We start from the raw sequence: 12,023 nt of genomic DNA on the forward strand, positions 1-12,023 counted from the left end.
GTTGCGGATCAGCGCCGCAACCAGGTTCAGCTTCTGCGGCGAGCCGCGGACGGTGGTGGCCACCGCCAGCGCTTCCTTCTCACCGACCTTGCGGGGGGATGCAGGCTTCGACATCAGCGCTTGCCCTTCTTTCGGCGGCGTGGCCGGGGAAATAGCGCGTCGGCGCGAATTCACCCAGCTTGTGGCCGACCATGTCTTCATTCACCGACACCGGCACGAACTTGCGGCCGTTGTAGAGGTTGAAGGTCAGGCCGACGAACTGCGGCAGGATCGTGGAGCGGCGCGACCAGGTCTTGATCGGAGCGCGGGCGCCCGATTCCTGAGCCGATTCGGCCTTCTTCAGCAGATGCAGGTCGACAAACGGACCTTTCCAGACGGAGCGGGCCATCGCTTACCTCTTCTTCTTCGCGTGACGCGAACGGATGATGAACTTGTCCGTGGACTTGTTCGAACGGGTGCGGGCACCCTTGGTCGGCTTGCCCCACGGGGTGACCGGGTGACGGCCGCCCGAGGTGCGGCCTTCACCACCGCCGTGCGGGTGGTCGACCGGGTTCTTGGCAACGCCGCGGGTGAGCGGACGCTTGCCGAGCCAGCGGTTGCGGCCAGCCTTGGCAAGGTTCTGGTTGGCGTTGTCGGGGTTCGACACCGCGCCGACCGTGCACATGCAGTCCGAACGGATGTAGCGCTGTTCGCCCGAGTTCAGGCGAACCATCACCATGCCCTTGTCGCGGCCGACGATCTGCACATAGGTGCCCGCCGCACGCGCGATCTGACCGCCCTTGCCGGGCTTCATCTCGACGTTGTGGACGATCGTGCCGACCGGAGCCTGGCCGATTTCCATCGCGTTGCCCGGCTTGGTGTCGGTCTTCTTGCCCGCGACCACCACATCACCGGCAGCGAGACGCTGCGGCGCGAGAATGTAGGCGAGCTCGCCGTCCTCATACTTGACGAGGGCGATGAAGGCCGAACGGTTCGGGTCATATTCCAGACGCTCGACGGTCGCGGGCATGTCCCACTTCCGGCGCTTGAAATCGACGAAGCGATACTTCTGCTTGTGGCCGCCAGCGATGCCGCGCGCGGTGGCGTGGCCCTGGTTGTTGCGGCCACCGGACTTGCGCTTACCTTCGGTAAGCGCCTTGACCGGCTTGCCCTTCCACAGCGCCGACTTGTCGACGAGGATCAGGCCGCGGCGGGCCGGGCTCGTCGGGTTATAATGCTTGAGCGCCATGGCGTCAGATCCCCGTGGTCACGTCGATGGACTGGCCTTCGGCCAGCGTCACGATCGCCTTCTTCACGTCCGAACGGCGGTACGGAGCGCCCTTCCAGCGCTTCGTCTTGCCCTTCTGGACGATCGTGTTCACGCCCGTCACCGAGACATTGAACAGCGCTTCGACAGCGGCCTTGATTTCGGGCTTGCTGGCGTCGCCGGCGACCTTGAAGACAACCGCATTATGCTCGGAGAGCAGGGTCGTCTTTTCGGTGATGTGCGGCGCGAGCACGACGTCGTAATGACGCAGCGCCACCGCTTCGTTCTGCTTCTTAGCCATTGAGGCGCGCCTCCAGCTTTTCGACGGCGGCGCGGGTCAGCACCAGCGTGTCGTGCTTCAGAATGTCATAGACGTTCGCGCCGATCGCCGGCAGCAGGTTGACGCCCTTGAGGTTGCTCGAAGCCAGCGCGAAGCTGACATTGAGCGCGTCACCGTCGATGACCAGCGCCTTCGTGCCGAAACCGAGCTTGGCGAGCTGGCCCGCAAGCGTCTTGGTCTTGCCTTCGGCGACGTCGAGCGCATCGACGACGATCAGGTTGCCGTCCTTGGCCTTGGCCGACAGCGCCATCTTCAGGCCGAGCGCACGAACCTTCTTGTTCAGCGACGGGTTGAAGTCGCGAAGACGGGCACCGTGGGCCTTACCACCGCCGATGAAGACGGGGGCGCGGCGATCGCCGTGACGGGCCGTACCGCCGCCCTTCTGGCGACCGAACTTCTTGCCCGAACGCGCAACGTCCGAACGCTCGCGGGTCGCGCGGGCGGTGCCGCGGCGCTTCTCGAGCTGCCAGGTGACGACGCGATGCAGGATGTCCGCGCGCGGCTCCAGGCCGAACACTTCGTCCGCGAGATCGATGTCGCCCGACGCCTTCGCGTCGAGGGTCTGAACCTTGACCTTCATGCTCAGCCCTCCTGGCCTTCAGCGGCTTCGGCAGCGACTTCGGCCGGAGCCTCGGTCTGCGGAGCGCTATCGTTGCTGACGGCCTTCTTCACCGAGGCCGGATAGGGCGCATCGGCGTGACGCGCGACCTTCACCGAGTCCTTGACGATCAGCCAGGCGCCCTTGGAACCGGGCACCGAACCCTTCACGAACAGAAGCCCGCGCTCGACGTCGGTCGACACGATCTCGAGATTCTGCTGCGTGCGCTGGCGATCACCCATGTGACCGGCCATCTTCTTGTTCTTGAAGACCTTGCCCGGATCCTGGCGGTTACCGGTCGAACCGTGCGAACGGTGCGAGACCGAAACACCGTGGGAAGCGCGCAGACCGCCGAAGCCCCAACGCTTCATGGCGCCCGCGAAACCCTTACCCTGGGTCTGGCCAGCAATGTCGACCATCTGGCCCGGCACGAAATGGTCGGCGGCGATCTCCGCGCCAACCTCGAGCACGGCGTCATCGGCCACGCGGAATTCCACGAGGCGCGCCTTGGGCTCGACTTCAGCCTTGGCGAAATGCCCACGCTCGGGCTTCGAGATATTCTTGACCTTCGCGGTGCCCGCGCCGAGCTGCACGGCCACATAGCCGTCGCGCTCCTTGTCGCGGACCGAGACGACCTGATTCCCTTCCAGGGAAAGGACGGTAACCGGAACGTGCCGGCCGTCTTCCTGGAACAGGCGGGTCATCCCCATCTTCTTTGCGATCACGCCAGTGCGCATGATCCGTTCCTTCCAACAGAGGCTCCCGTTAGCGGGGAGCGTGCCAACGAAAAAGGCCCCGACGAAACCGCCGAAGCCCAGCCCAATGAACCCTTGCCCCCGTCAGGGCCATCATTTCCGCTTCGTCAAAAGCGAAAGACGGGGACTCGGTCGCCAGCGCGGAGGCTGGCCGGTATCCCTACTCTTCCGTCACGCGATGCCGGTGCCGAAACACCGGGGCCGAAACCAAATCGCGTGAGGCGCCGGAGCCGATTCGGCTCCAGCGGGAAGCGGCCTCTTAGGCCAGTTTGATCTCAACATCAACACCCGCGGCGAGATCGAGCTTCATCAGCGCGTCGACGGTCTGCGGGGTGGGCTGAACGATGTCCAGCAGGCGCTTGTAGGTGCGCACTTCGAACTGCTCGCGCGACTTCTTGTCGATGTGCGGGCCACGGTTGACCGTGAACTTTTCGATGCGCGTGGGAAGAGGAATGGGGCCGCGGATAAGCGCGCCGGTGCGTCGGGCGGTGTCGGCGATGTCGCCGGTGGCCTGATCGAGCACGCGATGGTCGAACGCCTTCAGGCGAATGCGGATGTTCTGCGTTTCCATTTCTCTACCGATGCGAAAGAGCCGTGTCCCTGGGCTTCAGCGAATCGTTCGGCCGAATCCGTCAGGACGAAAAAATACCGGCCGGCTCCCTAGTGGAGCCGGCCGGCTCATGCAAGCAATTACTTGGTGATCGTGCCGACGACGCCGGCGCCGACCGTACGGCCACCTTCGCGGATGGCGAAGCGGAGACCCTGGTCCATGGCGATCGGGGCGATCAGCTTCACGCCGAGCGACACGTTGTCGCCGGGCATCACCATCTCGGTGCCTTCCGGCAGAACCACTTCGCCCGTCACGTCGGTCGTGCGGAAGTAGAACTGCGGACGGTAGTTGGCGAAGAACGGCGTGTGACGGCCACCTTCGTCCTTCGACAGGACGTAGACTTCGGCGCTGAACTCGGTGTGCGGGGTGATCGTGCCCGGCTTCGCGAGCACCTGGCCACGCTCCACCTCTTCACGGCCGACGCCGCGGATCAGCGCACCGATGTTGTCGCCGGCCTGGCCCTGGTCGAGCAGCTTGCGGAACATTTCGACGCCCGTGACGGTGGTCTTGCGGGTGTCCTTGATGCCGACGATTTCGACTTCTTCGCCCACCTTGACGATGCCGGTCTCGACGCGGCCGGTCACCACGGTGCCGCGGCCCGAGATCGAGAACACGTCTTCGATCGGCATCAGGAACGACTTGTCGAGCGGACGCTCCGGCTGCGGGATCCAGCTGTCGACGGCGGCCATCAGCTTCATGACGGCGTCACGGCCGATTTCCGGGGTCTTGTCTTCGAGGGCGGCAACGGCCGAACCCGCGATGATCGGAATGTTGTCGCCGTCGAAGTCATACTTCGAGAGCAGCTCGCGGATTTCGAGCTCAACGAGTTCCAGGATTTCGGGATCGTCGACGAGGTCAACCTTGTTGAGGAAGACGACGAGCTGCGGCACGCCGACCTGACGGGCGAGCAGGATGTGCTCGCGGGTCTGCGGCATCGGGCCGTCGGTGGCCGAAACGACGAGGATCGCGCCGTCCATCTGGGCGGCACCGGTGATCATGTTCTTCACATAGTCGGCGTGGCCCGGGCAATCGACGTGCGCATAGTGGCGGTCGTTGGTCTCATACTCGACGTGGCTGGTCGAGATGGTGATGCCGCGCTCGCGCTCTTCCGGCGCCTTGTCGATGTTGTCGTAGCTGGTGAACGTGGCGCCGCCCGACTCGGCGAGCACCTTGGTGATCGCAGCCGTCAGCGAGGTCTTGCCGTGGTCGACGTGACCGATGGTGCCGATGTTGCAGTGCGGCTTCGTCCGCTCGAACTTAGCTTTCGCCATTGTATCCTACCTTCTTCTCAAACCGTTTTCCGGGCGCGCCGCCCAATGCGGACGCGCCCATAACCACAAATTCAGCTTTACGCCAGCTTCGCCTTGACCTCGTCCGCCACGTTCTGCGGAACTTCGTCATAATGCGAGAACTGCATCGTATACTGCGCACGCCCCTGCGTGAACGAGCGAAGCTGGTTCACGTAGCCGAACATGTTGGCGAGCGGCACCATCGCCTCGACAACCTGGGCATTGCCCCGGCTGTCGGTGCCCTGGATCTGGCCACGACGGCTGTTCATGTCGCCGATCATGATTTCGAACGCGAGCGCCGACGAGTCGACGTCGTGATAGGCACCGTCGGTCAGCGTCACGGTGAAGTCGATGATCGGGAAGCCGATCAGCGAACCCGTGGCCGCCACTTCGCGAACGCCCTTTTCCACCGACGGGATGTATTCGCGCGGAATGTTGCCGCCCTTCACCTCGTCGACGAAAATGATGCCCTGGCCGCGTTCACCCGGCTCGACCGTGATCTTCACGCGACCGAACTGGCCCGAACCGCCCGACTGCTTCTTGTGGGTATAGTCGATGTCGGCCTTGCGGGCGAGCGACTCGCGATACGCCACCTGCGGCGCACCGACATTCGCTTCGACCTTGAACTCGCGCTTCATGCGATCGACGAGAATCTCGAGGTGGAGTTCGCCCATCCCCTTGATGATCGTCTGGCCCGATTCGTGATCGGTCGACACGCGGAACGAGGGATCCTCGGCGGCCAGGCGGTTGAGCGCGATGCCCATCTTTTCCTGGTCGGCCTTGGTCTTCGGTTCCACCGACAGCTCGATCACCGGCTCCGGGAATTCCATGCGCTCGAGGATGATCGGCGCGGCCGGCGCGCACAGCGTGTCGCCGGTCGTGGTTTCCTTGAGGCCGGCGATGGCGACAATGTCACCCGCGAAGGCTTCTTCGATGTCTTCACGGCTGTTCGCATGCATCAGCAGCATGCGGCCGATCTTTTCCTTCTTGTCCTTCACCGAGTTCAGGACCGAGCCCTTTTCGAGCTTACCCGAATAGATGCGCGCGAAGGTGAGCGAGCCGACGAACGGATCGTTCATGATCTTGAACGCAAGCGCGGACATCGGCGCGGCGTCGTCGGCCGGGCGCTCGTCCGGGGTTTCGCCGTCGAGCTTGACGCCCTGCACGGCCGGAATGTCCAGCGGCGACGGCAGATAGTCGACGATCGCGTCGAGCAGCGGCTGCACGCCCTTGTTCTTGAACGACGAGCCGCACAGCACCGGCACGAACGAGAAGTTCAGGGTGCCCTTGCGGATCAGCGCCTTCAGCGTGTCGGCGTCGGGCTCATTGCCCTCCAGATACGCTTCCATCGCGGCGTCGTCCTGCTCGACCGCCATTTCGATCAGTTCCGAACGGAACTGCGCGGCGTCGTCGGCATATTCGGCCGGAATGTCCTGATATTCGAACTTCGCGCCCAGCGACTCATCGAGCCAGATGATCGCGCGGTTGTTGACCAGATCGACGAGGCCCTTGAAGCCGCCTTCGATGCCGATCGGGATATAAAGAACGGCCGGACGCGAACCCAGGCGATCCTTGATCATTTCCACGCAGCGCAGGAAGTTCGCGCCGGTGCGGTCAAGCTTGTTGACGTAGCACATCCGCGGAACCTTGTACTTTTCCGCCTGGCGCCACACGGTTTCCGACTGCGGCTCAACGCCGGCAACGCCGTCAAACGCGGCAACCGCGCCGTCGAGCACGCGCAGCGAACGCTCCACCTCGATGGTGAAGTCGACGTGGCCGGGCGTGTCGATGATGTTGATGCGGTGGTCGTTCCAGAAACAGGTCGTCGCGGCCGACGTGATCGTGATGCCGCGCTCCTGCTCCTGCTCCATCCAGTCCATCGTGGCGGTGCCTTCATGCACTTCGCCGATCTTGTAGGACTTGCCGGTGTAATAAAGAATACGCTCGGTCGTGGTGGTCTTGCCGGCGTCGATGTGCGCCATAATACCGATATTGCGATATTTGGCGAGCGGGTGGCTGCGGGCCATGGTCTAGTCTCCGATGTCGGGGATCGGAGCGTCCGCTCCGTCCCCGACGATATGGGAAGGTTATGTGACTCTTTCGAGTCTGCCTTTTACCAGCGGTAGTGCGAGAAGGCGCGGTTCGCTTCCGCCATGCGGTGCGTGTCTTCGCGCTTCTTGACGGCGTTGCCGCGGTTGCTGGCGGCGTCGAGCAGTTCGCCCGACAGACGCGCCGACATCGTGTTCTCGCTGCGCGCACGGGCGGCCGAGATCAGCCAGCGGATCGCCAGCGCCTGCGAACGCTCCGGACGAACTTCGACCGGCACCTGGTAGGTGGCACCGCCGACGCGGCGGCTGCGGACTTCGATGCCCGGCTTGATGTTGTTGAGCGCGTCATGGAACACGCCAATCGGATCCTTCTTGGCGCGCGCTTCGATCGTGTCCAGCGCCGAATAAACGATGCTTTCCGCGACCGACTTCTTACCGTCGAGCATGACGGAGTTCATGAACTTGCTGAGCACGATATCCCCGAACTTCGGATCGGGCAGGATTTCGCGCTTTTCGGGACGACGACGACGAGCCATCTCGTTACTTCCTTATCATTCGCCCGGGGCCATCAAGGGCCACGCCGGGCAGACCAAACCGGCTAGCTGTGCCAGCTTACTTCGGACGCTTGGCGCCGTACTTCGAACGGCTCTGCTTGCGGTCCTTCACGCCCTGCGTGTCGAGCACGCCGCGCAGCACGTGGTAGCGCACGCCGGGAAGGTCGCGCACACGGCCGCCGCGGATGAGCACAACCGAGTGCTCCTGCAGGTTATGGCCTTCGCCCGGGATGTAGCTGATCACTTCGCGCTGGTTGGTCAGGCGGATCTTGGCGACCTTGCGGAGAGCCGAGTTCGGCTTCTTCGGGGTGGTCGTGTAGACGCGCGTGCAAACGCCCCGCTTCTGCGGGTTCTGGTCCATCGCGGGGACCTTCGACTTGGCCTTCTGAGGCTCGCGACCCTTGCGGATCAGCTGATTGATCGTCGGCATGAAGCCCTTCACCTTTTGTTGCCGGAAAAACCGGCGGTTACTTTACCGATGCCCGAATTGCCCTGCTCACCCCCAAACGGGGGATTCATGGAACGCGTAAAGGCCCCGGCGGCCGAAAGCCGACCCGAGCCATTGCGTGCATCAGCAATGTTCAAGCTGTCCGCCCGCCGGGAATCCGGAGAACGAACCGCGGCGCGCTATAATGAGAGAGTCGTTCAGGGTCAACGGGGGTGCGGTCCGGCCGCCTTGGCGCTAGGTTCGGCCGTCTATGGCCCGGCTCCGATCGCCCCGCATCCTCTCCGCCGCGCTCGCCGGCCTGCTCGCGCTCTTCGGCGCGGCATGGGCGACGCAGCTCTTCGCAGAAGGCAGCGTGCCACCGCACATCCATGATCTGCCGGGGGATCGCAAGCCCCTGCCCTGCCCCGACAATGCGCTCGTCATCGTGCTTTTCGGCCAGTCGCTGTCCGCCAATAGCGGCACGCGCCTGTTTCGCCCGGCGTCGGAACCGACCGTTCCGCCCGCCTATAATTATTTCGCCGGCCATTGCTATCCGTTGCGCGATCCCATGCTCGGCGCGGCGGGAGATGGCGGGTCGATCGGCACCCCGATGGCCGGCTATGTCTCGGCGGCGCTCCGCCGCCCGGTCGTGCTGATCGCGGGGGGAATCGGCGGCACCTCGATCGTCCAGTGGACGGCGCGCGATTCGGCGATGCGCGATCTGCTGCTCGATCGTATCGCCGATGCCCGCCGCGCGGGCCTGCGCCCCGCCATCCATGTCTGGGTGCAGGGCGAGGCCGATGTCGCGATGCCGGCGGCAAGCTATGCGAACGAACTGGGTCGCCTCCATGCGCGCATGCCGGCGGCGCCGTGGATCGTCACGTCCAACTCGGTCTGCCCCCCCAGCGCCCGGCGCAGCGCCTCGCTGGATCAGGCCCGGAGCGCCTTCGCCAGCCGCACGCCCGGCATCCACCTCGGCGTCGACATGGATGCGCTCGGCCCCGCTTTCCGCCAGGCCGACGGCTGCCACCTGAACGGCGACGGGCAGGAACGGGTGGCCCGGATGATCGCCAGCGCCGTCGTACAGGCGCTCGGCGGCTAACCGCGGCGACAGCGCGCGCTCAGCGCGATTCGGCCGCCGGCTGCTCGAACCCCTGCGACGTTTCCTGTCGCTCGCCATGTTCGCGCCGCGATCGCGGCAGGAACCATTGCTCGACGCAATACCAGCTCGCCATGCCCGCGATCAGCGACAGCGCCAGCACCGTCGGCACATAGAGGAAAAACGGCATGGCGACGCCAAAGGCCGCCATCACCATCTGCTGGATCGGGAAGCCGTAAAGATAGGTGCCGTAGGAATAATCGCCCCGCCGCGCGACATCGGGCAGACGCACGCTGCGGCTGAACCCCAGATGGAACACCATATAGGCGGTCGCCGGCGGGAACAGCAGCCCGCACAGGATCTGCGATGCCAGCGGCGATACCGGCAGATGGGCGGCGATCAGCAGGGCCAGGAGCAGGCCGGCAAACAGGGTCCGGCTGCGCGGCAGCCGATCACGATAGAGATAGACGCTCATCCCCGCCAGAAAGCAGGGCGCGACGGCGAACCACAGATAGGGCCAGCCGATGATATCGCCGATGATTCCACCGCCGGGCTTGCGTCCGGTCAGGTCCAGCCAGGCGCGGACCAGCATGATCAGCACCATCAGCAACGGCACGGCGATCCGCTTGCGCATCGCGCCCGCCGCGCCCAGCGCGGCGAGGCCGAGATAGCACCAGAATTCGAACGGGATGCTCCACAAGGCGCCGTTCACCGCCTGCACCGGGTTCGCGGCGAAGGCGTCCGACGGCGGCATGTGCCCCTGTAGGAGGATGTTGAGGCCGATGGTCCGTGCCACTTCCGCCGGGCTCAGCACCGCGAAGCCCTGGCTGGAAAAGAGCGGCACCACCAGAAACGCGCAGATCGAGGTGGCCGCGATGAAACCCGGATGGATGCGCGCGACGCGGCGCTTAAGATAGGTCCACAGGTCAGGCGACCGCACATAGCTATGGCTGATCAGAAAGCCGCTGATGATGAAGAACACCCAGACGCCAACATTGCCGGCATTGTAATGCCCACCCAGTAACCGCGACACGGGCTCGTTCGCCTCGCTGCCATGATAGATGGCGAAGCAGTGCGACCAGATGACAAGCAGCGCCATGCCGAGGCGAATCGCGTCGAAATTGTTGCGACGCATCGCCCCGGCTTCGGCGGGAATCAGCAACCCGCTCATCAGGCGTATGGATGGTTCATCATGCGCTTAGCTGGCACCAACCCGCCGCCTGAGTCCACCGCATTCGGGGTTCAGCGGCGAACCGGTGTCAATTCGCGGCCTTCACCACGTCCCCGCCCTTCATGACGAAGGGAATGGTTTCCAGCAGCCGCACGTCGCGGGTCGGATCGCCCGCCACGGCGATGATGTCGCCATAGCGGCCCGCCGCGATCGAACCGACGGTGGCGTCGCGGCCCAGCGCGGCGGCGGCATTCACCGTCGCGGCCTGGATCGCCTCGGCCGGGGTCATCCCGTAACGCACCATGATCGCGAACTGGCCGCCGGCGGTGGCGTGCGGCATCACCCCGGCGTCGGTGCCGAACACCAGCTTCACGCCGGCCGCATGCGCCTTGCGGAAATTGTTGCGCTGGATGTCGGCCACTTCGCGATCCTTGCGAAGATTGTCCTCCATCACGCCATTCCTGGCGCCTTCGGCCTGGGTATATTCGGTGTTGAAGATGTCCATCGACAGATAGGCGCCGTGATCGCGCGCCAGCTTGATGCCTTCATCGTCGATCAGGCTGGCATGTTCGATCGTGTCGATACCCGCGCGGATCGCGGCCTTGATGCCCGCCGCGCCATGCGCGTGGGCCGCCACCTTCAGCCCCCACATATGCGCCTCGTCGGCAATGCCCTTCAGTTCCGCCTCGGTCAGCTGCTGCTGGCCGGGCTCGGTGTTCCGCGAAAATACGCCGCCCGTCGCGCAGACCTTGATCACCTCGGCGCCATATTTGCGCTGCTCGCGCACGCGCTGGCGCAGTTCGTCGATCGAATCGCCCACGGCCTCGCCCTTGGCGTGGAAGGACGGCGGCAGATAGGTCTCGTCACAATGGCCGCCGGTCGCGCCCAGCGCATGCGCTGCGGGCACGATGCGCGGCCCCGCGATGAGCCCCTCGTCGATCGCCTGCTTCATGCCGACATCGTTGTAATTGCTGGAACCGACATTGCGGACCGTGGTGAACCCCGCCTCCAGCATCGCCTTGGCATTGGCAGTGCCCTGCATCGCCCAGAAGCTGTCGGTGAACTGCAGGCCGGTATAGCCGCCATAGATCGGGTTCGAATCGAGATGGACGTGCATGTCGATCAGCCCCGGCAGGATCGTCATGTCGCCCAGATCGACGCGGCGCGCATCCGCCGGAATCACCGGCCGCGCAGCCCCGCGCGTGACGACCGACTGGATCCGCCCGTCGGTGATCACCACCACGGGTTCGTCGACGATCCGTCCGGCCTTCGCGTCGAACATCCGCGCAGCGGTGACGACAACCGTTTCCGCCGCCGCCGGCATGGCGCAGACGGTGCTCAGCAGCAGCGCGGCAAGCGCGCCAAGTCCGTTTCTCATTCATTCCCCCCTTGGGTAGGACCCCAGTCGTAACCGCCGCGATCAGCGCCGACAACCGCTCCGGCGCGCCAGCGCGAAACAACCGCAAACCCACGACAATCCGATCAGCCAGCCAACCACCACGTCGCTCGGCCAGTGCACCGCCAGCATCACCCGCGAAACCCCGATCGCCGCCGCCAGCAGCAGCGCCGCGACGGCGGGCCAAGGCGCTGGCGACCAGGCCCGCGCCGCCGCCAGCCAGACGATCAGATTATTGGCGGCATGGCCGCTCGGCATGCTCGCCGATGTCACGCTGTCGAGATGGGGCAGCAGATCGGGCCGGGGCCGCCCGATCGCGGATTTGAGCAGCGCCACCAGCGCCGCGCCGGTCATCACGATCGCCACGAACAATGCCGCCGTCCGCCAGCCGCGCCGCCAGCCCAGCAGGCCGGCCAGCAGCGGGATCAGGATCATGCGGGTGCCGGCATCGCCCAGCCGGGTGAAGGCCAGCGCCACCGTCGCGGCGGCC

The 12,023-nt window shown here is 65.1% G+C and carries 14 protein-coding genes and 1 pseudogene; 1 reads left to right on the forward strand and 14 read right to left on the reverse strand.

Translation table 11 applies throughout. The features are described 5' to 3' along the window. The 11 genes and pseudogenes from CHB74_RS10550 to rpsL form a co-directional block, all read right to left on the reverse strand. Nucleotides 1-114 (reverse strand): annotated as a pseudogene (locus CHB74_RS10550) (50S ribosomal protein L22); the annotation flags it as partial. Next, the gene (gene rpsS / locus CHB74_RS10555; protein ID WP_089219614.1) at nucleotides 80-388 is read right to left on the reverse strand and encodes a 30S ribosomal protein S19; all 309 of its coding nucleotides are present in this window, start codon (nucleotides 386-388) and stop codon (nucleotides 80-82) included. The gene rpsS and the pseudogene CHB74_RS10550, both read right to left, overlap by 35 nt. A gap of 3 nt (nucleotides 389-391) precedes the next feature. Continuing rightward, nucleotides 392-1,228 carry a 50S ribosomal protein L2 gene (gene rplB / locus CHB74_RS10560; RefSeq protein ID WP_089219615.1) on the reverse strand — a complete coding sequence of 279 codons (837 nt, stop codon included), beginning with the start codon at nucleotides 1,226-1,228 and terminating at the stop codon, nucleotides 392-394. Nucleotides 1,229-1,232: 4 nt separating this feature from the next. Then, nucleotides 1,233-1,547, reverse strand: coding sequence for a 50S ribosomal protein L23 (locus CHB74_RS10565; RefSeq protein WP_089219616.1), 315 nt, complete (start codon nucleotides 1,545-1,547; stop codon nucleotides 1,233-1,235). Continuing rightward, on the reverse strand, nucleotides 1,540-2,166 hold the full coding sequence (gene rplD, locus CHB74_RS10570) for a 50S ribosomal protein L4 (protein ID WP_089219617.1): 627 nt from the start codon (nucleotides 2,164-2,166) through the stop codon (nucleotides 1,540-1,542). Before rplD ends, CHB74_RS10565 begins: the two co-directional genes overlap by 8 nt. 2 nt (nucleotides 2,167-2,168) lie before the next feature. Beyond that, nucleotides 2,169-2,921 carry a 50S ribosomal protein L3 gene (rplC, locus tag CHB74_RS10575; protein ID WP_089219618.1) on the reverse strand — a complete coding sequence of 251 codons (753 nt, stop codon included), beginning with the start codon at nucleotides 2,919-2,921 and terminating at the stop codon, nucleotides 2,169-2,171. A gap of 277 nt (nucleotides 2,922-3,198) precedes the next feature. Next, complete coding sequence (rpsJ, locus tag CHB74_RS10580) at nucleotides 3,199-3,510, reverse strand: 30S ribosomal protein S10 (RefSeq protein ID WP_011952197.1); 312 nt, start codon at nucleotides 3,508-3,510, stop codon at nucleotides 3,199-3,201. Between the two features lie 119 nt (nucleotides 3,511-3,629). Next, nucleotides 3,630-4,820, reverse strand: coding sequence for an elongation factor Tu (gene tuf, locus CHB74_RS10585; protein WP_089219619.1), 1,191 nt, complete (start codon nucleotides 4,818-4,820; stop codon nucleotides 3,630-3,632). Nucleotides 4,821-4,897: 77 nt separating this feature from the next. Continuing rightward, complete coding sequence (gene fusA / locus CHB74_RS10590; protein ID WP_089219620.1) at nucleotides 4,898-6,865, reverse strand: elongation factor G; 1,968 nt, start codon at nucleotides 6,863-6,865, stop codon at nucleotides 4,898-4,900. Nucleotides 6,866-6,951: 86 nt separating this feature from the next. Further along, the gene (gene rpsG, locus CHB74_RS10595; protein WP_089219621.1) at nucleotides 6,952-7,422 is read right to left on the reverse strand and encodes a 30S ribosomal protein S7; all 471 of its coding nucleotides are present in this window, start codon (nucleotides 7,420-7,422) and stop codon (nucleotides 6,952-6,954) included. 76 nt (nucleotides 7,423-7,498) lie between these two features. Then, nucleotides 7,499-7,870 (reverse strand): 30S ribosomal protein S12, encoded by a 372-nt coding sequence (gene rpsL / locus CHB74_RS10600; RefSeq protein ID WP_089219738.1) that lies wholly within the window; start codon nucleotides 7,868-7,870, stop codon nucleotides 7,499-7,501. A gap of 268 nt (nucleotides 7,871-8,138) precedes the next feature. Between rpsL and CHB74_RS10605 the strand changes: the two genes are divergently transcribed. Next, entirely contained in the window at nucleotides 8,139-8,969 is an 831-nt protein-coding gene (locus tag CHB74_RS10605; RefSeq protein ID WP_089219622.1) for a sialate O-acetylesterase, read from the forward strand. A 19-nt stretch (nucleotides 8,970-8,988) separates the two neighbouring features. On the opposite strand, the gene CHB74_RS10610 is transcribed toward CHB74_RS10605, so the two are convergent. The 3 genes from CHB74_RS10610 to CHB74_RS10620 all read right to left on the reverse strand — a co-directional run bounded on the left by CHB74_RS10610 (nucleotide 8,989) and on the right by CHB74_RS10620 (nucleotide 12,010). Further along, the gene (locus tag CHB74_RS10610; RefSeq protein WP_089219623.1) at nucleotides 8,989-10,137 is read right to left on the reverse strand and encodes an acyltransferase family protein; all 1,149 of its coding nucleotides are present in this window, start codon (nucleotides 10,135-10,137) and stop codon (nucleotides 8,989-8,991) included. A gap of 88 nt (nucleotides 10,138-10,225) precedes the next feature. After that, nucleotides 10,226-11,515 (reverse strand): Xaa-Pro dipeptidase, encoded by a 1,290-nt coding sequence (locus tag CHB74_RS10615; RefSeq protein WP_089219624.1) that lies wholly within the window; start codon nucleotides 11,513-11,515, stop codon nucleotides 10,226-10,228. 42 nt (nucleotides 11,516-11,557) lie between these two features. Continuing rightward, on the reverse strand, nucleotides 11,558-12,010 hold the full coding sequence (locus CHB74_RS10620) for a phosphatase PAP2 family protein (RefSeq protein ID WP_245842822.1): 453 nt from the start codon (nucleotides 12,008-12,010) through the stop codon (nucleotides 11,558-11,560). Nucleotides 12,011-12,023: the final 13 nt, after the last annotated feature.

This window comes from Edaphosphingomonas laterariae, from assembly GCF_900188165.1.
Classification (GTDB): domain Bacteria; phylum Pseudomonadota; class Alphaproteobacteria; order Sphingomonadales; family Sphingomonadaceae; genus Sphingomonas_E; species Sphingomonas_E laterariae.